The following is a 20358-nucleotide window of genomic DNA, read 5'->3' as shown; positions in this document are numbered from 1 at the left end:
ATGGAAGACCAGACCGTACTATCCGGGAAAAACACCGCCATCATAGCCTATATCACCATCATAGGAAACATTATCGCCATCTTTATGAATATGGAATCCAAAAACGAGTTTGCCCGGTTCCATATCAGGCAGGGCTTCGGGTTATGGATCTCCTTTTACGCCATAGGCTTCCTGGTGGGTTTTGCCGACAGCTGGCCGGCCACCATAGGTTTTTACCTGTTTTTTATCATCCTGATCGTATACGGCCTTTCGGGAGCCATCACGGGAAAAAGACAGAAAGCGCCGCTGTTCGGGGATTATTTCCAGAAATGGTTTACATTTATTATGTAGCCTGTGCAGGAAAACGGAAAAGATAATTAAGACAGCATTTAAATCAGAGTACATCATGCAAACCCGGGAACTCTCCCTTTATCACCTTATCCGAAAACCCGGAAGACACACCGGGAAAGCCCCCGTATTATTTATGTTTCACGGATACGGAAGTAATGAAGAAGACCTCTTTTCCTTTGCCCCGGAACTGCCGGAAGCACTGTGTGTCATTTCGGTAAGGGCCCCCTATTCCCTGGCCCCCTACGGCCATGCCTGGTATGCCATACACTTCGATGCCGAAGACGGCAAGTGGTCTGACGATGCCCAGGCCATAACATCACGAGACCGGATGGCGGCCTTTATCGATGAAGCCGTAGACGCTTACGGACTGGACCCGGAAAGGGTAACGCTTATGGGCTTTAGCCAGGGTACCATTCTCAGTTATGCCGTGGCCCTGTCCTACCCGGAAAAAGTAAAGAATATCATTGCCCTGAGCGGGTATATCAACAACAATATCCTGCTTACGGGCTACGAGAAAAACGATTTTTCCGGGCTCAGCTTTTACTGCTCCCACGGCAGTGCCGACCAGGTAATCCCCGTAGCCTGGGCCCGGCAGGCCCCTCCCTTTCTCGAAAAGCTGGGTATCGATTTCACCTACGAAGAATTTCCCGTAGGCCACGGCGTCGCCCCGCAGAACTTCCGTTCCTTCCTGAAATGGCTTACGGAAAGATTATGATGAGCTCATAACTCGTTGCAGGTTATTTCACAAAGAGGCACAGAGGGCTTCAGAGATTCACAGAGAGGGTTTTTATTTTGTACTCCGGGCTTAGTTTAATCTACAAAGGCCTCCTTTATAACCGCCTTACATCTTTTTATTTCGGCCCCGGAAAGTTTGCCCGATGTTTTTATTATTCTGACCTTATCTACCGTACGTATCTGATCGATCGCGATCATTCCTTTTTTTCCATGATGTTTAACTGCAACCCTCGTAGGATATTGTTTCAGATTTGTAGTCATCGGGGCAAGAACGACGGTATTCAGGTACTTATTCATCTCATTGGGTGAAATAATCACACAGGGACGTGTTTTTTTTATTTCACTCCCTATGGTCGGATCGAGATTGACAAGGACCACATCATATTGTTTTAAATCCATTCATCAAGATTTTCGTCTTCAAATACATCATTCATAAGCAGTTTATCATCGCCTTTTTTACTCATCTCCTTAAATTCCTTTTCCCAGTTATGTCTCGGCACAGCAACAGGTCTGAGGACAATCTGCCCTTTTTCCAGGATCAGTTCCACCTTGTCCCTGATATTATATTTTTCCAGAATGGTCTTGCTCAGGCGAAGTCCTTTCGAATTTCCGATTTTGATGATCGATGTTTCCATAAGTTCTAAATGTTATTACAAAGTAAATACATTTAGTTTAATTATCAAAATCTGTCCCATCCAGAGGATTGTGTGGAGTTGTCCGGCCACCTACCCCCCTGCATACAGAAGGTGGTCTACCAGTGTAAAGTCGATGCCGAGGTCCTTTTTCAGCTCATAGCGTATAAAGAGTTCGCCCCAGTGCTTTCCGTCGGAGAAATCGGCGATGATCCACCGGTGGTTGAGCACCTTGATCTTATTGATCTTCACAGGCCCTTCCATTCCCTCATACGGCACCAGCGGATTGTCCCCTTCGCGCTCATTGGTCTCCAGGAGCTTGTCCGCAATATACCCGGCGGGGTTCTCCAGGTCGTAATCATCGAAATAGGACAGGGCCTCTTCGTTGTTTTCCAGTGAAAAATACTGCAGATCCATGGCATCCATCAGCAGGGTCTGGGTAGAGTCCGACAGTTTGCCGGCACTGTCTTCCAACCCGGCGAGTTTTGTCTTCAGTTGCTCTATTTCCCGGTCTTTTGCTCTCAGCCCCTTATCTGAACTGACATACAGGAAAAGGGCGAGGAGCCCTGTAAATACGAACAGGTATAAAAACAAGCTTTTTCTCATAACGATAATATTATAGCTGCCGGAACATTATGCATTCCGGGCATCTCACCTGCAAAGGTAAGACATACCGGCCGCGTAGGCATCAAGTTGTCTGTTCCCGGTTAAAACAGGTCCGTTTTTAATACCGCCCCGTTACTGGCATTGGTCACCAGGGCCCTGTACTGCCCGAGCCACCGCGAGGTGATCTCTTTTTTTACCGGGACAAATGCGGCCTTTCTCCTGGCAATTTCCTCATCACTCAGGTCTACCGACAATATATAATTGTCTACATCGATATGTATGGTATCGCCATTCTTAAGCAGGCCTATCATTCCTCCTTCGGCAGCCTCTGGCGAAACATGGCCGATCGACGCTCCCCTGGTAGCCCCACTGAACCTGCCATCGGTGATAAGGGCTACCGAACTGCCCAGTCCCATTCCCATGATAAGGCTGGTAGGGGTGAGCATTTCCTGCATTCCGGGACCGCCTTTCGGCCCTTCGTACCTGATGACCACCACATCCCCGGCTTTTACTTTTTTACTCAGTATACCGGCAATGGCCTGGGACTGACCGTCAAAACACACGGCTTTTCCGGTAAACACCCGGTCCCCGGTGATCCCTGCCGTTTTGATCACCGCCCCTTCTTCCGCCAGGTTACCGTAAAGAATGGCCAGCCCCCCTACTTTACTGTACGGGTTGTCTATGGTATGGATAATACGGGTATCCCTGATTTCGGCATCTGCAATTTTTTCAAAAAGGGTCTCTCCTCCTATGGTCAGGTTGTCGGCCAGTACATGATCTCCTCTCCGGGTCATCTCCTTCATAACGGCATTCACCCCGCCGGCCCGGTTGATATCCTCCATATGTACCGTACTCAGGCTGGGGGATATCTTGGCGATATGAGACACTTTCCCGGAGATCTTGTTGATGTCTTTCAGGCTGAAATCTACACCGGCCTCATTGGCGATCGCCAGCATATGCAGTACGGTATTCGTACTTCCGCCCATGGCCATGTCTACGGCAAACGCATTTTTTACCGCGTTCTCATTGAGTATGTTTCTCAGCCTGAATTTCTCCCGGGCCGCCTTGTCCTTTGCTATTTCACAGATCCTCCGGGCCGCCTCTCTGTACAGGGCTTCGCGCTCGGGAGTCCGGGCGAGGATCGTTCCGTTACCGGGAAGTGCAATTCCCATGGCTTCCATAAGCGTATTCATGGAATTGGCCGTAAACATGCCGGAACAGCTTCCCCCGCTCGGGCAGGCATTGCACTCGATATCCTTCAGTTCCTCATCGCTCATGTTGCCGGCCTCGTGCTTCCCCACGGCCTCAAAAGCTGACGCCAGGTCTATGGGCGTCCCGTCCTTCTTATGCCCCTTGGCCATGGGACCGCCGCTTACGAAAACCGTAGGGACATCTACCCGGAGCGCCCCCATGATCATCCCGGGAACTATTTTATCGCAGTTCGGAATGGCGATCATGGCGTCCAGCTTATGGGCATTCATCACGGTTTCCACCGAACTGGCAATAAGTTCCCTGCTGGGCAGGGAGTACAGCATCCCGTCGTGCCCCATAGCGATACCGTCATCTACTCCAATGGTGTTAAATTCAAAAGGGACACAGCCGTTTGCCCTGATCTCCTCCTTGATGATCTCCGATACCTCGTTCAGGAAAAAATGCCCCGGAATGATCTCTACAAACGAATTGGCCACCCCGATAAAAGGTTTGTCAAAATCGTCGTCTTTCAGTCCCGTAGCCCTGAACAATGACCTGTGCGGCGTGCGCTGATATCCTTTTTTTACTTCGTCACTTCTCATAATAAACCTGAATATGCTAATATGTTTTCAATGTTTTTAACTACCGGCGCCCAACATCATATCATCAAACCTCCAGCTGTAAATTGTCATAGGCCAGGAACACTCCTTCGGGAAGTGTTTTTTCCACTTCAGCATGAAAGCCCAGCAGGTGGCTGATATGGGTAAGATAGGCTTTTTCCGGTCTTATTTTTTCAATTAAACTCAACGCCTCTTCGAGGTTCAGGTGAGAGGGATGCGGCTCTGTCCGGAGGGCATTAATGACCAGTACCTTTACCTTTTTTACTTTCTGAAGTTCCTCATCCGAAATGGTCTTTACATCGGTCAGGTATGCAAAATCGCCAAAGCGATAGCCGAATACCTGGAGGCGGTTGTGCATGACACTGACCGGAACCACGGAAATACCCCCGAGTTCAAGCGTCCGGTTACCGGTCACTTCGATCTCCCTGACTCCCGGAGCACCGGGATACTTTTCCTTACCGCTCACAAAAATATACGGGAACCGCTGCCTGAGCTCCCCGAGCACCCGCGGGTGGGCATAGATGGGAATATCGCCCTGGCGAAAAAAGAAAGGCCGTATATCGTCCAGCCCCATGGTGTGATCTGCGTGTTCGTGGGTAAAGAGAATACCGTCTATACGCGACACCCCCGCACGTAGCATCTGCTGCCTGAAATCAGGACCGCAGTCTACTACAAAGCAATGATCTTCCCACTCCACCAGCACCGAAACCCGGAGGCGCTTATCCCTGCTGTCCTCACTGAGACAGACCGGGTGATCGCTTCCGATAACCGGAATTCCCTGTGACGTACCCGTACCTAAAAATGTAATTCTCAAGAGTGAAGCTTTTGCTTGGTTAATGCCCTTTGGTGTGGTTTGTAAAACCATCTGCTAAAGTACAAAAAAACACCGGCCGGAAAACCGGGACCAGCAGTAAAATACACTATAGTACGACCGGATATCGCCCGTCGTACGGATTCTTTAATCCCGGCCTCCGATTTTTACTATATATTCACCGTATTACTTAACGATAATTTTTAACTTTGTGCTAAATAAAACACTTAGCAGATGACGATTGTTTTAAAGGGCGACAAAGAGATAGAGCACATTCCTTCTACAAAATCCAAAACCCTGAGGATAAACCTGAATGAGGACATCTACGGTACATTTGCAGAGATCGGGGCCGGACAGGAAACCGTCCGTAATTTTTTCAGGGCCGGGGGGGCGTCCGGAACCATCGCCAAGGCGATGAGTGCTTATGACAAGGATTTCAGCGACGCCATTTACGGTCTTGAAGAAGACGGGCGATACGTCACCCAGTCGCGTCTGAAAAAAATGCTGGACCACGAAATAAGGCTGGTAGAAGACCGTATTTCCAGGAGAAAGCACCCCAATAAACTGTTTTTTACGTATGCCAATACCGTGGCTACCATAGACTTTACCAAGAAATACAAGGGGCACGGATGGGTAGGTATACGTTTTCAGGCTGATCCTAAGGAGAATTACAACGAGATCATAATACACATCCGCTTTCACCTGACCGATGCGCGCATGCAGCAGGAGACCCTCGGAATATTAGGGGTCAACCTGATCTACGGGGCCTTTTACATGCACGACCAGCCCAAAAAACTGCTCAAAAGCCTGTACGACAATATCGATCAGGACACCCTGGAGATCGACATGATCAATTTCTCCGGGCCGAGGTTCCTGCAGGTCGATAACAGACTGATGAGCCTGCAATTGCTGAAAAACGAAATGACCGAGGCCGTAATGTTCGGCCCGGACGGAAACAATATTCTTCCCGCAGCCCTGCTGTACAAGAAAAACCTTCTCGCCCTCCGGGGGAGCTTCAGGCCGGTAACCAAGGTGAATATGACCATGTACAAGAGAGCCTATGAAATGTTTATACAGGAAAACAGGGTAGACCGCAAGAAAACAGAAGTCATTTTCGAGATCACCCTGTCCAATCTCAGGGCGGAGGGAGAGATCGACGAGCAGGATTTTATGGACCGGGCCGAATTGCTGTGCTCCCTGGGGCAGACCGTCATGATATCCAATTTCCAGGAATATTACCGCCTGGTCGAATATTTCTCCAGGTATACCAAATGCCGTATGGGGCTCTCCATGGGCGTCAGTAACCTGATCGACGTATTCGACGAAAAGTATTACAGGCACCTGAGCGGCGGCATACTGGAAGCCTTCGGGAAACTGTTCTTCAAAGACCTGAGAGTGTACCTGTACCCCATGAAGGACCCGAAAACCGGGGAGATCATGACCAGCGACAACCTGAGAGTCCATCCCAGGATGAAAGAGCTCTACAAGTTTTTCAAATTCAACGGCAAGGTGGTGGATATTACCGAATTCGATCCGGACACCCTCGATATTTACTCCAAGGAAGTACTCAGAATGATAGCGGAAGGCAGGGAAGGCTGGGAAAACATGCTCCCCGAAGGTGTGGCCCAGCTCATCAAGGAGAAAAAACTGTTCGGGTATGTCTCCAGCAGAAAGACCGAAGATGTAAATCACTAAACACACAACCAGCCTGTCTACATTATGCAGATAATACTAAAGAAACACCGCCTGGAGTTAAAGCATACTTTTGGCATCTCCAGGGAATCCCACGATGTTCAGGATACGCTTATCGCCTGCCTGTCGCTTGACGGAAAAACGGGTTATGGCGAGGCCACTTCCAACCCGTACTACCACATCACCGTCGATTCCATGATGGATGAGATCCGTGCCGTGGAAGACCGTATCGGGGAATTTGACTTCACCACTCCCGAAGCCTTTCACGATTTCCTGGCAAAACAAAAACTGAGTAATTTTTCCATATGTGCCCTGGACCTTGCAGCCAACGACCTTTACGGCAAATTACTGGGCAGTCCGCTTTACGAAATATGGGGATACCCCACCGGTAAATATCCCGTGACCAACTACACCATCGGCATTGCATCTATTGAAAAGATGGTAGAGAAAATGCAGGAAAAGCCGTGGCCCCTGTACAAGATAAAACTGGGAACCGATCATGATGTAGCCATTGTAAAGGCGCTCCGCCAACATACGGATGCCACCTTCCGGGTAGATGCCAACTGTGCCTGGACCCCGGAAGAAACCATAGCGAACTCCTATAAGCTCAAGGAACTCGGGGTCGAGTTTATCGAGCAACCCCTAAAGGCCGATAACTGGGAAGGGATGAAAAAAGTCATGGCCGGGTGTGCCCTTCCGGTCATTGCAGATGAAAGCTGTATCGTGGAAAGTGATGTGGAAAAGTGTAAAGGCCACTTTCACGGCATCAACATAAAACTCACCAAATGCGGCGGACTTACCCCGGCCCGGCGAATGATAGCAAAGGCCGGAAACCTCGGCCTTAAGGTCATGGTAGGATGTATGACAGAATCTACGGTAGGAATCTCTGCCATCGCACAGCTGCTTCCGCAACTCGATTATGTGGATATGGACGGGGCCATGCTTTTGAAACACGATATCGCCACAGGAGTGGTTATTGAAGATCACGGAAAAGTAATCTTTCCGGAACTGCCCGGATCGGGAATAGTGCTCAAAATATAATGTTTACCACAGACTCTTCTCCGGGCCGGCTGCTGTTTTCCGAGGGAAAGCATTATCGCTATTTCGGGGGGACTGCCTACCTGGGACTGACCACCCTGCCCCGTTTCCGGGATATCCTTATCCGGAACATACATCGGTATGGCACGGGCTATGCCGCATCGCGCAAGGCCAATGTAAGCATCGGTATTTACGAAAAATCGGAAGCCCGGTTCGCAGCCCTGACCGGGAGTGGGGCTGCCCTTTCCGTATCCTCGGGTTTTCTTGCCGGGCAACTGGCCCTACGGGCTTTTGAAGGGGACACCCATACATTTTTCAGTATAAAAGGCACACATCCGGCACTTTCCCATCCGGATACCCTGGTCCTGGAATCCGTAGAAGACCTCATAGCCGCAGTCAGGGCCTTTACCGCGTCCTATCCGGATAAAACTGCCGTGGTGCTATGCGATTCCGTAAGCCCGGAAAACAATCTTTACGAAAACGACTGGTACGAACAATTGCCCCTGGAACATACCGCATTTGTGGCAGACGATTCCCACGGACTGGGCGTACTGGGAACCCGCGGCGGAGGCATTTTCAGGAAACTGCAGAAAACGCCTTTCCGGGAACTCCTGGTATGCGGATCGGCCGGTAAAGGGTTCGGCATACAGGCCGGGGTTATATGTACTTCCTCACGCATCATCCGCAATTTGCAGGAGCACCCGTTCTTTGCCGGGGCCAGTCCTGCAGCCCCGGCCGCTATGGCTGCCTTTGCCGAGGCATTGCCCCTGTACGACATACAGCGGGAAAAACTGCGCGACAACATGAAAATATTCGACCGGGCTGTTTCCGGCTCGGGCATTGTCTTTAACCGTATAGAGGGGCATCCGGCATATGCCCACAAGCTGGATACCCTTACCCTGCACCTGGTGAAGAAGGACATACTGACCACTGCCTTTCACTATCCGGATACTACCGCTCCCATGGTACGGCGCATAGTGCTTTCCGCATCCCACGAAGAAGAGGATATCACCGTATTGTGCGATGCCCTGCAGAGTTTCCGCTGATATTGCTGATATTGTCCGGGAAAGCGCGGAACCAGGGGGATAACCTGTCATCCCGACCGCAGTGCCTGGCCCGAACCCGCGTTGCGCGGAAAAAGAATATATGGAAAAAATGGATTTTTTGTGTAAGTTTACCACTTGTTAAAATATAAAACCACACCATGAAACAGTTATTCCTGCTCTTTTGCTTAGGGACTCTTATCACCTCCTGTGAAACCGGAAAGAAGAAAAAGACATCCGATCCCGACCCGCAACCGGCAACGGAGGTACTCCCCGGATGGACGCCCCTTTTCAACGGAAAGGACCTGGACGACTGGACCGTAAAAATATCAAAACACGAAACCGGCGATAACTACGCCGATACCTTCCGGGTAGAGGACGGCCTGCTGAAAGTGAGCTATGACGGTTACGAACAATTCGACAAGCAGTATGGGCACATATTCTACAACACGCCTTTCTCGGCCTATATCCTGCGGCTGGAGTACCGGTTTACCGGCGAACAGGCACAGGGAGGTGAAGGCTGGGCCTGGAGGAACAGCGGGGCCATGCTGCACGGGCAATCTCCCGAAAGCATGCATAAAAACCAGGATTTCCCCATCTCCATCGAAGCACAGATCCTCGGAGGTGACGGTACCAATTCCCGGCCTACGGGAAACCTCTGTACACCGGGTACCAACGTGGTACTGGGAGACAGCCTCTATACCGATCACTGCCTGAATTCCAGCTCAAAAACGTATCACGGCGACCGGTGGGTACGGATGGACATGCTGGTACTGGCAGATTCGGTAATCCATCATATCGTGGAAAGAGATACGGTGCTCACCTATTACAAACCGCAGTACGGGGGCGGAAATGTCTCCGATTTCGAGGCCGGGATAAAACAGGACGGCACCTTGCTGAAAGGCGGATATATATCGCTGCAAAGCGAAAGTCACCCCATCGAATTCAGAAAAGTGGAACTGCTGGACCTCGAGCCTTATATGGAAAAGCAGGAAAAGCTCAAAGCCGTACTGAAGGCCGTAGCAGAGAGGGATAAGGAATAATAACCCCGCCACGGGGACCGCTAATTTACCCTGGAAGACTCCTCGTCGATCACCTTGCCGTGTTTTTCCGTTCCGGATTTGCTGCCGAAAGTATATTTCACGCCTATGGCTATTTCCCTGCCATCCGCAAAAAACACACTGTGGGCCCTGACCCCATGCATCTGATATGACTGGTGGAAGTTCATCTGCCTGAAAATATCTTTCAGGTTAAGGCTCAACTGCAGGTTTCCGAAAAATGTCCGCGACAGGGAAGCCCCGGTTACGAACAGCGGCTTTCTCCTGTATATTCCTTCGTAACGGCTGGTCTGCCCCCATAAATCAATGGCGAGATCCATTTCCGGTATTAGATCCAGTGCGATATTCGAATAATAATACAGGAATGGTCTTGACCTGTAGGCCGAAACCGCATCGTTGTCCCGGATATCCGTCCAGACCAGCATTACGGTACTGGTCGCCGTCAGGAACTTATAGGTAAACGGGGCAGAGACTTCTGCCTGAAGCACCTCTTCCCGGTCCAGGTTGTCCATAGACATCAGCAGTCGTTCTTCCTGCCCCTGGTACCTCACCGTAAGGTATATGGGGTCGTTAATGTAATGATAGGAGACCCCGAGGTTATATGCCTTCCATTGGTAATTCAGCCCCACCTCACTGGTATAGGTAGGTTTCAGGCTGATATTTCTCGAAAATTCCAGAAAAGGATTGATAAATGCGGTAATACTGCTCGCCATAAAATAGCTGGGACGTTGCACGCTGCGCTTGTAATTGAATGTCAGTTCCCTGTTTTCCCCGGGAATATAAGACAACTTTGCGAACGGCAGGGCGTTGGTATTCTGCCGGTCGATCTCAGGTGCGGATGCCTGCCCGAATTTTCCGGAAACATCACTGCGTTCCAGCCTGAGTCCCGCAGCATAAGTCCATTTTTCCAGGCTACCGGAAGCCTGGGCATACCCGGAAAAAACATTCTCGGTATAATCATAGGTCGTCACCTCTTCCCTTCCTGCCGGCTGTTCCGCGATGGAGGTAAAGGACCGGGACCCGGCCAGGGCCATATTCAGGCCCGTTTCAAAAAGGAGTTTATCACTGCCCTTGTGCTCATAATCGACCCGTACCATCCCCCTGTGCGTCCTGAAATCCTGGTCCCTGAGATCACCGGCAATAAAGCCCTGCCCGTTTATATTATTGTAGATACCGGTTTCCAGTTTCTGATAAAAACCGGTGTATTGCCCCCCTATAAAAAGGGTATTTGTCGTGTCTATTTTTCTGGTAAAGCTCAGCCCGGAGGTAACATAATCCCTTCGGTCCTTATTCTCTGTCAGCGTGACTATATTTGAAACGTCGTCACCCTTTCTCAAATATGTGTCCGTTCTTATGGGAAAATCCTCCTTTTGCGTCCGCAGGTCAGCGGTAAATGACAAGGTTGTTCTTTGGTCGGGCCTGTAGTGTACATGGCCTCCGGCCACGATCTGGGGACGGGGAGACGAGGTAACCACGTGGTAATCCGAGGCAATATCCTCTTCCGGCAGCACAAATCCGGACTGGTTGCTCTCCCAGTGGTGCAGGCGGTTAAATGCCACATGGGCACCGGCCGAAAACTTTCCCTGATTATAATTTGCAGTAAGGGACGAGTAGTTGTTGAACCTCCGTTTGAAAGAAGCCGTTTCAGACAGTGCAAAACCGTACCCCTGTTCCGGCTCTTCCCTTAAACGGACAATAATCACGCTTCTCCCCTCGCCTTCATACCTGGCAGACGGATGTTTCAGTATCTCCACGCTTTCGATACGGCCGGCCGGGATGGCCCGGACCTCTTCGAACCCCACCCTCCGGTCGTCCATATAGATCAGCGGCGTACCTTTGCCCACAATGCTGATTTCCTCTTCACCGGGGCCCGTCATGACTCCCGGCAGCCTTGACAATATGTCTTTAAGCCCGGGCAGGGTTTCCAGGTATGAGCCTGCGACATTTACGGTGATATTTCCCCTGTCAAAACGTATCGGCCGCCGCTTCCCGGTCAGGGTCACTTCGTCCAGCTGCTCCGGCTCCGGTTCCAGGCCGATCTCCAGTTCCAGGTCGCGGTTTAGCTCAAGTGTTTCTTCGTAAAACGCACATCCCGGTACCTCAACCCTCAGTTGATAATACCCTTTCAACTGCCCGGCAAGCACGAACCGTCCGTTCTCCACAATGGCATAGTCCTGTAACGTCCCCTGCTTATCCAGCAGGTAAACCTGCCCCGCCATATTTTCACCATCGCAACCGCTTACCCTACCGGTTACCCGGAACAGTTCCTGGCCAAAAGCCGGAACGGATACCATGAGGGAGAATAAAAGAATCAAAGAATTTTTCATCGTTCGGGTTTTGGGGCCGAAGTAATGAAAATCCTTATGAGTTCCCTGTTTTTACAGGGTTGAAATAGGTATTAGTCCCTGCTTTTTCCGGTATTTCCGGGCCAGTTCCTTCCGGTTGGCCACCCCGAGTTTGCTGTAAGCACTGGTAATATGTGTCTTTACGGTACTGAGGCTGATAAAGAGTTCCGAAGCGATCTCCTTATTCGACCGGCCGAGAAGGACCAGGTCGACCACCTTTCTCTCCCGGGCACTTAAAAATTCCATTTTTCGACCGGGCGCCCTGTTTTTTCTTTTGAATACGGCTATCCCGAATACTCCGAGGGAAATAAAACCGACCACATTAATGAAAAGGCTGGTCGTGTATTTTGCCCGGATGGCCTCGTTGTTGATCTCCCTGATCTTGTTTTCAAAATACAGGTAATACCTGGGGGCCAGGTCACTGTCCCTGAACTCCTGTATCAGGTCCAGGTAATACCCCTGGTTTTCGCGAATGTCTTTTTCCAGCAGTCCCTTGTGGTCGAGGGTTTCCAGTGCCTTCAGCTTTACGATAAGGATCTCGGTAGAATCTTTGATAAATGATCTCGACTTTTCCAGATATGCTTCTTCCGGGCCGGAAGCTATTTTCCTGTTGAACAGTTCGTATTTTTTCCATTCTTCAGCATGCAGGTCGGCATATTCCGGGTTTCCCTGCTTTTGCGACCTTGCTTCCAGCCCTCTTTCGATCCGCCTGAGCATATCCAGCAGGATCTCCCTGTTTCGCTCCTGATCATCCCTCCCATCCGTGAACCGCACGCCGGGATCATCATCAGAAAAATGGCCCGGATGATGACCATGGCCATAGTGCAGAAAAAACAAAACACACAAAACGAAAAAAATCCCTGATCTCATGATGGTTTCTTTTGACTCCTGTCAAGATAAGAAATAAATTAAAAAATGCCGTCCCGGTTTTTAAACAGGACGGCATTTTTACAGGTTAGTTTATTAGTTCTTAGTTCGTAGTTGGTAGTCTTTCGGTACTGCTGTTGAATTTCCTTTGGACTGGCGCGGAGATTCTTCACTCCGCTGCGCTGCGTTCTGAATGACAACTCCCGACTCCCGACCATTCCGTCGTTTACAAACCGGCAATATGTATTAAACCCTGATTTAACTTTCCACTTCTTCCGGGGCCTTTACTTCGGCCAGGTATCTTTCGGCATCAAGGGCGGCCATACATCCCGTTCCCGCCGCAGTGACTGCCTGCCGGTAATCCTTGTCCTGCACATCGCCGCTGGCAAATACTCCCGGTTTGCTGGTCCGGGTGGTTTTCCCGGAGGTCAGGATATAACCCGTCTCATCCATTTCCAGTTGCCCCCTGAACACATCCGTATTCGGTTTGTGGCCGATAGCGATAAACAGGCCGGTAACCCCGATATCTTCTTTCTCCCCGGTCTGATTGTTCACGATACGGATTCCTTCCACGACCTGCTCTCCCAGTACCTCTTCGATTTCCGAGAAATACTTTACTTCCAGGTTGGGCGTGCTGTTTACCCGGTGTTGCATGGCCTTGGAAGCCCTCATCTCTCCCTTGCGCACCAGCATGGTCACTTTGGAACAGATATTGGCGAGGTAGGTCGCCTCCTCGGCAGCCGTATCCCCTCCGCCAACGATGGCTACGTCCTGCCCCTTGTAGAAAAACCCGTCGCAAACGGCACAGGCCGAAACCCCGCCTCCACGGAGGCGTTGCTCACTGGGTAGCCCGAGGTATTTTGCCGAAGCACCCGTAGCTATGATAACGGCTTCGGCTTCTATCTGTTTACTGTCGTCTACCACAACCTTATGTATCCCTCCTTTTTCATCGCTAAGCGTTACCCCGGTTACCATCCCGATCCTCACTTCCGTTCCGAAACGCTCTGCCTGTTGCTGCAACTGCAGCATCATTGTGGGGCCGTCTACCCCTTCCGGATACCCGGGAAAGTTATCTACTTCGGTGGTAGTGGTAAGCTGTCCTCCGGGTTCCATACCCGTATACATCACAGGCTTGAGATCGGCCCTGGCTGCATAAATGGCTGCCGTATATCCGGCAGGACCGGACCCTATGATAAGACACTTGATTTTTTCTGCTTGATCTGACATGGTTAATTCCTTATTTATTTGCTTAACAAAATTAGAATAATTAACAGGAAACAGGCATAAAAAATCATCAAAAGTTGTTATGGCACCATTGTGCGAAGTGATATTTATATCTCCGGGGGAATTTACCTGCCTCAAATCCGCGGATGCAGGGCCACTGCTTTTCTATTTTCCGGAAATCCCGTCTTTTTTACGGAGCAGTATCCTCGACACCCTTCCCTTACCGGCAGCATAGGCCGTAGAGTCGTTGAGAAACCGTACGGTATAAAAACCTTCGTCCGACAGTTGTTTCCAGTGCTCTCCGCCATCGGCAGAAAAGGCCACTCCTTCGAAGCCGGCAGCGACCAGTTCCCTGCCCTGCCTTCCGGGGACATACTGTACGCACGAACGGTATCCCGGCGCCCTGTTACTGGCCACGAGCTGCCAGGTTTTTCCGCCATCGCCGGTACGCGCCTTATTGGCGGTCCGGTATTGGGGGCGGGTATAATCCCCTCCTATGGCATAGCCGTGATCCTTATCCCAGAAATCCACAGAATACATTCCCAGCGTAGGCTCTCCCTGAACGACCGGTACATCATACACTTTCCAGCTACGGCCCTTATCCGGGGAATAAAACACCCGGCTGCGCGTCCCGCCGGTAACGATCCAGGTACGGTCGCCCGAAATGGCTATATTCGTATTGCTGGCCGCAAAGGCCGCTTCCCCTTTTGCTACCTGTGGCAGGAGTTCACAGGGTACTTTAGACCAGGAATCCCCGCCGTTACGGGTTATGAGCACCGAAAGGCACCCTTCCTCCACAGGATCGCCCATCGCTATCCCTTCTTCACCGTTCCAGAATTTCATGGAATCATAGAAGGCAGCGGGATCCGTTTCCCGGTATACCAGGGTGGTCTCCAGCTTGTGATTGGTCTTATACAGCAGGGCAGGGCTTCCTATACTCAGCAGGAAGATATGATCACCATTAGACGCCACGGCCCTGAAATGGGGAACTACCGTGTCGTATGTCACCGAGTCCATAACCACCCGGTCGCGGTGGTCAAAGTAACCGAACCTGCCCCTGTCGTCTGCAAACCACAGGGTCCCGCCCGGTGCTATTTCGAGGGCACGGACGCTCATGGAGTCCTCCAACAGGGGAGTGACCTCTATCCCCGAGATCTCCCGGGGTTCATATTTCCCGGCGGAAGTACCGCAGCTCCCCAGCAATAACAGGACGCCGGCAAAAAACAACCTGTTCATAACGCAGACATTTTAAAAACCAGGTTACAAGATAAGATAAATTATATCAGGCAGGTTCCCCGTAAAGATCGAAATCGGAGGCCCCGGTGATCTTTATATCGGCAAACTCCCCTGTTCTCAGGTAATGACGGGCTGCATCGATAAGTACTTCATTATCCACATCGGGAGAATCGAACTCGGTGCGCCCCACAAAGTAATTCCCTTCTTTCCGGTCGATAATACACCGGTAGGTATTCCCCGTCTTTTCCTGGTTGAGCTCCCAGGAGATGCGCGACTGTATTTCCATGATCTCTGCAGCTCTCTGTTGTTTTACCGCTTCGGGAACATCGTCTTCCAGCGTATAGGCATGGGTGTTTTCCTCGTGCGAATACGTAAAACATCCGAGCCGTTCGAAGCGCATTTCCTCTACCCATTCCTTCAGTACCCGGAAATCTTCTTCGGTCTCTCCGGGATATCCCACGATCAGCGTGGTACGGATGGCCATCTGCGGCACCGCTTCGCGGAACTGCCGGAGCAGCCTGGTGGTCTTTTCCCGGGTGGTACCCCTTCGCATCGATTTCAGTATCGGATCGGCAATATGCTGGAGGGGAATATCGATATAATTACATATTTTGGGTTCCTCCCTCATGACCTCCAGTACATCCATGGGGAAGCCGGTCGGAAAGGCGTAGTGCAGGCGTATCCACGAAATACCTTCCACTGCCGCCAGCTTCCGGAGCAATTCGGCCAGGTTGCGTTTTTTATACAGGTCGAGCCCGTAATACGTCAGGTCCTGCGCGATCAGGATCAACTCCTTTACGCCGTTTGCCGCGAGTTTCTCAGCCTCCCGTACCAAGTCTTCCATTGGAGTACTCCGGTGTTTCCCCCGCATCAGGGGAATGGCACAGAACGAACAGGGGCGGTCACAGCCCTCCGCTATTTTGAGGTAGGCATAGTTCTTGGGCGTTGTCGTAAGCCGCTCCCCGACCAGTTCATGCCGGTAATCCGCCCCGAGCGCCTTTAAAAGCACCGGAAGGTCCGATGTCCCGAAATACTGGTCTACATCGGGAATCTCCTTTTCCAGGTCGGGCTTATACCGCTCGCTGAGGCAACCGGTCACAAACACCTTATCGACCACACCTTCTTCCTTTTTCTGAACGTATTCCAGTATGGTATTAACACTTTCTTCCTTGGCGTTATTGATAAACCCGCAGGTATTGATCACCACGATATTCCCTTCTTCTTCATGAACGACATCCTTGCCTCCGGCCTTTAACTGGCCCATCAGCACCTCACTGTCGTAAACATTTTTGGAACATCCCAGGGTAACTACATTTATTTTATTCTTTTTCAGAGACTTGGTCCGCATGATTTCACTGCTTTAAAGGACTGCAAAAGTAAGGAAGATAAGCGACATTTTACAAGCAAAGGCAGGAAAACAAAACTCCCGGTCATCTGCAGGAGACAACCGGGAGGTATCGGATTGTTATTCGACGTCCCTGAGCAGCTCCTTGACAGCGGTCTGAAGCTGCGGGTCCCTTCCTTCCAGGAAATCGTTATAGGGAAGGGTCACCTTTATGTCAGGATGCAGTTCCAGGTTTTCCGTGGGCCTGCCTTCCTTACCGATAGTACCCACCATCGGTATGCCGAAAACGATGGAAGGGTCTATCTGCCTCTCCCACCATACGGCCGTTCCGGTACCGGCTACCGGCATCCCTACCAGTTTGCCTATGCCGTTCTGTTTGTAGATATACGGAAAGATAAAGGCGTCGCTGTAATTGCCTTCGCTCATGACCACTATACTCGGTTTGGTCCACCGCGACATGGGCTCCCCTCCTTTTACCACCTTTCCCTGCGGCGCAAACTTCAGATATTCCTTCCCGCTCAGGAAGGTATTGAGGTCGTCGTGAAGCCATCCTCCGCCGTTGAAGCGGGTATCCACCACCAGGGCTTTCTTGTCGATATTTTTCCCCAGTACATTTTCATAGACATCCCGGAAACTGCCGTCGTTCATGCCCTGTATGTGTACATAGCCCAGGGCACCCCCGCTGAGCGAATCGACCATCTCTTCCATGATCTTTACCCACCTGCGGTACATCAGGTTTCCCTCTTCCCCGGAGGATACCGGTTTCATGTGTTCTTCGAAAGTCCCGGTTTTCCCTTTCACGGTCAGCAGTACATTCTCATCCTGTATATTCAGGAGGTATTTGTTCCAGTTCTCACCGGCCCTTATGTCATTCCCGTTGATTTTTACAATGACATCCCCGGCCTGTATCTCACTTCCCGACTTGTATAAAGGCCCTCCTTTTATCACTTCGGATACCCTGATGCCCGCTCCCTCAAAGGTCTCGTCAAAGAGAAGCCCGAGCGAAGCCGTTTTGTCGGCATTTTTATGAGACGGGTAATAACGCCCGCCGGTATGGGAAGCGTTGAGTTCACCGAGGAATTCGCTCAGGAGTTCCTGAAAATCGTAGTTGTTGTTGATATGCGGCAGGAATTTCGCGTATTCCCGGTAATACATATCCCAGTCGATACCGTGGATATCCGGGTCGTAGAATTTCTTTTTTACCTGTCTCCAGGCGTGCTCCAGTATGTAACTTCGCTCTGCGGTGTGGTTTACGGCCATATCGGCATCGATGGAGATATTGCTCACCTTACCGCTCCCTGCATCTACCTTAACCAGTTTCCCCCTGTTGCTCAGGTACAGGGTTTTCCCGTCATCGCTGATCTCTATCCCGCTCGGGCTCCCGCCCAGTTTGGCCAGTATTTTGGTCTCACGGGTACGGGGTTCGGTAACCCACAGGTCGTAACCCTTTTCAAAAGCGGCGAGATAAAAGACCTTATCCCCTTCCTTATTCAATACGTAATCGCTGATACTCGAACTGTTGATGGTCAGTTTCACCCTCCGGGCATCGAGATCCTCGAGATCCAGTACCAGCGTTTTATCTTCTTCTTCCTCTGCGGATCTTTTCTTTTTCTTTTTGGATTTCTTTTCCTCTTCCTCCACTTTTTCCTTCTCTTCTTCCTCCTTTTCCTTTTCTTTCAGGAGTTCGAATTCCTCCTTGCTGAGCGTATAACGCTCATAGGCTTCGCGATCGAAGAAGACTGCGTAAATATCCGATTCCCGGCTTCCCTGGAATGCCAGGGATTTTCTTCCTTCCCTGCTGCTCATATACGTCATCATCTTTCCTTCCATCCCCCACTTCGGGGCATCTTCCCCGAAGCCTCCGTTTACGGGATGAAAGAGCTCACCCGAACCATCGGCCTTTATCAGTGCCGCGTTGGATTGTATAAAATACCCGCGGTTGTCGTCTACCAGCAGCCATTTGCTGTCGGGGCTCCACTGGTAGGACCAGTCTCCGTCGGAATAGGAATAATTTCTCCCTTCGGGGAATACCGTGATCTTTTTTCCGGTATCCAGGTCGAGCACCTTAAGGATATTGCGTTCTTCCACGAAGGCGATCTTTTTACCGTCGGGCGCATACGCTGCCTGGAATTCTTCGGCATCGGTAGCCACAACAGCTTCGGTATTGATCACTGTGGCCGCGTAGAAATACTTCTCGTCAGGCCTTCTCAGGGTAGCCTTGTAAATATTCCAGCTTCCGTCCCGTTCTCCCGAGAACAGGAGGGTTTTCCCGTCGGGAGACCAGCTGATCATCCGTTCCTGCTCCGGGGTGTTGGTAATGCGTTTGCTTCGCTTGTCCTCTATCCCGGTCACAAATACTTCTCCCCGGTTTACAAAGGCGATCTCCTTTCCGTTCGGACTGGCGGCAAATTCGGTTACGCCGGTGATATCCATATTCTTCACCACCTGATAGGCGGCATCGTCCATCACCCTGATCTCTAACTTCTGCGCCTGTTTCCCGGGCGTTTTGATATAAATATCCCCTTTCCAGGTGAAAGACAAGGTATTATCGTCGGCAATACTGAGGTGGCGTACCGGAAAACCGGAAAACGCAGTGAGTTGTTCTTCTCTCTGATCAGACAGGGACCATCTGTACAGGTTCTGGGTACCATCCTTCTCATTGAGATAATACACGGCCTCCCCGGAACGGTCAAAAACCGGGTTGCGGTTCTCCCCCTCAAAATCCGTCAGCTGCTTATACGTATCCCCTTCGAGGTCATACACCCATATATCCCTGGTAATCCCCGCCGTATGGTGCTTTCTCCAGGGATCTTCATACCCTTTGCAATCTTCAAAAACGATATGCCTGCCATCGACGCTGTACTGCGCCTCTTCAGCTCCAGCGGCAGTGAGCAAAAGCGGCCTGCCCCCGTTTGCGGCCACAGTATAGAGGTTTTTAAAAAGCCGGGGGCTCGGAAAACGTACACTCGATGCCGGAGCGGTCCTCCCGCTTCCGAAAAGAACGCTGCTGCCGTCGGGGGTAAAGTCGTACGGGTAGTCGTCCGCACTGTTATAGGTAAGCCTGAGGGGGGTCCCTCCCGTAGCCGGCATGACAAACACATCGAAGTTGCCGTAACGGTCACTCGCAAAGGCAATGGTCTTTCCGTCCGGGCTCCATACCGGGCGCATATTGTGGGCTTCCCCCACAGTAATGGGAATAGCCGTACCTCCGGCAGTACTCACCCGGTACAAATTCCCCATATATCCGAAAACAACGGTTTTTCCGTCAGGCGAAACAGCCGGATACCGCAACCAGTGCGCAGTTTCCTGGGCCCATGTCCACCCGCTTAGAAGGCAAAAGATAAAGACAATAGTAATTTTCCTCATGAAGTTCGTGATTATTTAAGTTAGTATAAGTGTAAGGTCGTAACATACGAACTTCAAAAGACGCAATTTTGTCGCATTAATGCTTTTCAATTAACACTATTTAACATATAGCCGGTAGTCTCGATATATTCCGCCGGATGCGGAACACCCCATCACCTCAAGGGTGTCGTTTTAATTCAGGACAGCAACCCAGGGCCGGAATGACAAGGTCTACTGCGG

Annotated in this window: 17 protein-coding genes; 6 read left to right on the top strand and 11 right to left on the bottom strand. The window is 50.8% G+C overall.

The window, feature by feature from the left end; all coding sequences use genetic code 11:
- Together DN748_RS17555 and DN748_RS17550 are read left to right on the top strand one after the other, a co-directional pair.
- On the top strand, nt 1–330 hold the full coding sequence (locus DN748_RS17555; protein ID WP_112373138.1) for a hypothetical protein: 330 nt from the start codon (nt 1–3) through the stop codon (nt 328–330).
- Between the two features lie 55 nt (nt 331–385).
- Nucleotides 386–1045 carry an alpha/beta hydrolase gene (locus DN748_RS17550; RefSeq protein WP_112373137.1) on the top strand — a complete coding sequence of 220 codons (660 nt, stop codon included), beginning with the start codon at nt 386–388 and terminating at the stop codon, nt 1043–1045.
- A gap of 95 nt (nt 1046–1140) precedes the next feature.
- Here the strand turns inward: DN748_RS17550 and DN748_RS17545 are convergent, their stop codons facing one another.
- The 5 genes from DN748_RS17545 to DN748_RS17525 form a co-directional block, all read right to left on the bottom strand.
- Entirely contained in the window at nt 1141–1464 is a 324-nt protein-coding gene (locus DN748_RS17545) for a type II toxin-antitoxin system PemK/MazF family toxin (RefSeq protein ID WP_112373136.1), read from the bottom strand.
- On the bottom strand, nt 1455–1700 hold the full coding sequence (locus tag DN748_RS17540; RefSeq protein WP_112373135.1) for an AbrB/MazE/SpoVT family DNA-binding domain-containing protein: 246 nt from the start codon (nt 1698–1700) through the stop codon (nt 1455–1457). The genes DN748_RS17545 and DN748_RS17540 overlap by 10 nt, the downstream gene beginning before the upstream one ends.
- A gap of 90 nt (nt 1701–1790) precedes the next feature.
- On the bottom strand, nt 1791–2303 hold the full coding sequence (locus DN748_RS17535; protein WP_112373134.1) for a hydrolase: 513 nt from the start codon (nt 2301–2303) through the stop codon (nt 1791–1793).
- A gap of 101 nt (nt 2304–2404) precedes the next feature.
- Nucleotides 2405–4096, bottom strand: coding sequence for a dihydroxy-acid dehydratase (gene ilvD / locus DN748_RS17530; protein ID WP_112373133.1), 1692 nt, complete (start codon nt 4094–4096; stop codon nt 2405–2407).
- Nucleotides 4097–4160: 64 nt separating this feature from the next.
- Nucleotides 4161–4928 carry an MBL fold metallo-hydrolase gene (locus DN748_RS17525; RefSeq protein ID WP_112373132.1) on the bottom strand — a complete coding sequence of 256 codons (768 nt, stop codon included), beginning with the start codon at nt 4926–4928 and terminating at the stop codon, nt 4161–4163.
- A gap of 231 nt (nt 4929–5159) precedes the next feature.
- Between DN748_RS17525 and DN748_RS17520 the strand changes: the two genes are divergently transcribed.
- The 4 genes from DN748_RS17520 to DN748_RS17505 all read left to right on the top strand — a co-directional run bounded on the left by DN748_RS17520 (nt 5160) and on the right by DN748_RS17505 (nt 9741).
- Entirely contained in the window at nt 5160–6620 is a 1461-nt protein-coding gene (locus DN748_RS17520; protein ID WP_112373131.1) for a nucleotidyl transferase family protein, read from the top strand.
- A 24-nt stretch (nt 6621–6644) separates the two neighbouring features.
- Nucleotides 6645–7658 carry a dipeptide epimerase gene (locus DN748_RS17515; protein ID WP_112373130.1) on the top strand — a complete coding sequence of 338 codons (1014 nt, stop codon included), beginning with the start codon at nt 6645–6647 and terminating at the stop codon, nt 7656–7658.
- Entirely contained in the window at nt 7658–8701 is a 1044-nt protein-coding gene (locus DN748_RS17510) for an aminotransferase class I/II-fold pyridoxal phosphate-dependent enzyme (RefSeq protein WP_112373129.1), read from the top strand. Before DN748_RS17515 ends, DN748_RS17510 begins: the two co-directional genes overlap by 1 nt.
- A gap of 158 nt (nt 8702–8859) precedes the next feature.
- On the top strand, nt 8860–9741 hold the full coding sequence (locus DN748_RS17505) for a 3-keto-disaccharide hydrolase (RefSeq protein ID WP_112373128.1): 882 nt from the start codon (nt 8860–8862) through the stop codon (nt 9739–9741).
- Between the two features lie 20 nt (nt 9742–9761).
- On the opposite strand, the gene DN748_RS17500 is transcribed toward DN748_RS17505, so the two are convergent.
- From DN748_RS17500 to DN748_RS17475, 6 genes are all read right to left on the bottom strand, one after another.
- On the bottom strand, nt 9762–12083 hold the full coding sequence (locus DN748_RS17500) for an outer membrane beta-barrel family protein (protein ID WP_112373127.1): 2322 nt from the start codon (nt 12081–12083) through the stop codon (nt 9762–9764).
- 51 nt (nt 12084–12134) lie between these two features.
- A complete protein-coding gene (locus DN748_RS19410; RefSeq protein ID WP_317047443.1) occupies nt 12135–12971 on the bottom strand; it encodes a response regulator transcription factor in 837 nt (278 codons plus the stop codon).
- 255 nt (nt 12972–13226) lie between these two features.
- Complete coding sequence (trxB, locus tag DN748_RS17490) at nt 13227–14195, bottom strand: thioredoxin-disulfide reductase (RefSeq protein ID WP_112373148.1); 969 nt, start codon at nt 14193–14195, stop codon at nt 13227–13229.
- Between the two features lie 162 nt (nt 14196–14357).
- Nucleotides 14358–15428 (bottom strand): WD40/YVTN/BNR-like repeat-containing protein, encoded by a 1071-nt coding sequence (locus DN748_RS17485; protein ID WP_112373126.1) that lies wholly within the window; start codon nt 15426–15428, stop codon nt 14358–14360.
- A gap of 46 nt (nt 15429–15474) precedes the next feature.
- Entirely contained in the window at nt 15475–16776 is a 1302-nt protein-coding gene (gene rimO / locus DN748_RS17480) for a 30S ribosomal protein S12 methylthiotransferase RimO (protein ID WP_112373125.1), read from the bottom strand.
- A 117-nt stretch (nt 16777–16893) separates the two neighbouring features.
- Nucleotides 16894–20139 (bottom strand): S41 family peptidase, encoded by a 3246-nt coding sequence (locus DN748_RS17475; protein ID WP_112373124.1) that lies wholly within the window; start codon nt 20137–20139, stop codon nt 16894–16896.
- Nucleotides 20140–20358: the final 219 nt, after the last annotated feature.

Source organism: Sinomicrobium soli, from assembly GCF_003285545.1.
GTDB lineage: Bacteria > Bacteroidota > Bacteroidia > Flavobacteriales > Flavobacteriaceae > Sinomicrobium.
The sequence above is the reverse complement of the archived record's forward strand: the minus strand, read 5'-3'. Positions and strand labels throughout refer to the sequence as shown.

Coding starts and splice junctions, on each gene's coding strand:
- DN748_RS17540 (WP_112373135.1), bottom strand. CDS start 1,700: ATGGAAACATCGATCATCAAAATCGGAAATTCGAAAGGACTTCGCCTG.
- DN748_RS17485 (WP_112373126.1), bottom strand. CDS start 15,428: ATGAACAGGTTGTTTTTTGCCGGCGTCCTGTTATTGCTGGGGAGCTGC.
- DN748_RS17520 (WP_112373131.1), top strand. CDS start 5,160: ATGACGATTGTTTTAAAGGGCGACAAAGAGATAGAGCACATTCCTTCT.
- DN748_RS17505 (WP_112373128.1), top strand. CDS start 8,860: ATGAAACAGTTATTCCTGCTCTTTTGCTTAGGGACTCTTATCACCTCC.
- DN748_RS17545 (WP_112373136.1), bottom strand. CDS start 1,464: ATGGATTTAAAACAATATGATGTGGTCCTTGTCAATCTCGATCCGACC.
- ilvD (WP_112373133.1), bottom strand. CDS start 4,096: ATGAGAAGTGACGAAGTAAAAAAAGGATATCAGCGCACGCCGCACAGG.
- rimO (WP_112373125.1), bottom strand. CDS start 16,776: ATGCGGACCAAGTCTCTGAAAAAGAATAAAATAAATGTAGTTACCCTG.
- DN748_RS17555 (WP_112373138.1), top strand. CDS start 1: ATGGAAGACCAGACCGTACTATCCGGGAAAAACACCGCCATCATAGCC.
- DN748_RS19410 (WP_317047443.1), bottom strand. CDS start 12,971: ATGAGATCAGGGATTTTTTTCGTTTTGTGTGTTTTGTTTTTTCTGCAC.
- DN748_RS17475 (WP_112373124.1), bottom strand. CDS start 20,139: ATGAGGAAAATTACTATTGTCTTTATCTTTTGCCTTCTAAGCGGGTGG.
- DN748_RS17510 (WP_112373129.1), top strand. CDS start 7,658: ATGTTTACCACAGACTCTTCTCCGGGCCGGCTGCTGTTTTCCGAGGGA.
- DN748_RS17500 (WP_112373127.1), bottom strand. CDS start 12,083: ATGAAAAATTCTTTGATTCTTTTATTCTCCCTCATGGTATCCGTTCCG.
- DN748_RS17550 (WP_112373137.1), top strand. CDS start 386: ATGCAAACCCGGGAACTCTCCCTTTATCACCTTATCCGAAAACCCGGA.
- DN748_RS17535 (WP_112373134.1), bottom strand. CDS start 2,303: ATGAGAAAAAGCTTGTTTTTATACCTGTTCGTATTTACAGGGCTCCTC.
- DN748_RS17515 (WP_112373130.1), top strand. CDS start 6,645: ATGCAGATAATACTAAAGAAACACCGCCTGGAGTTAAAGCATACTTTT.
- trxB (WP_112373148.1), bottom strand. CDS start 14,195: ATGTCAGATCAAGCAGAAAAAATCAAGTGTCTTATCATAGGGTCCGGT.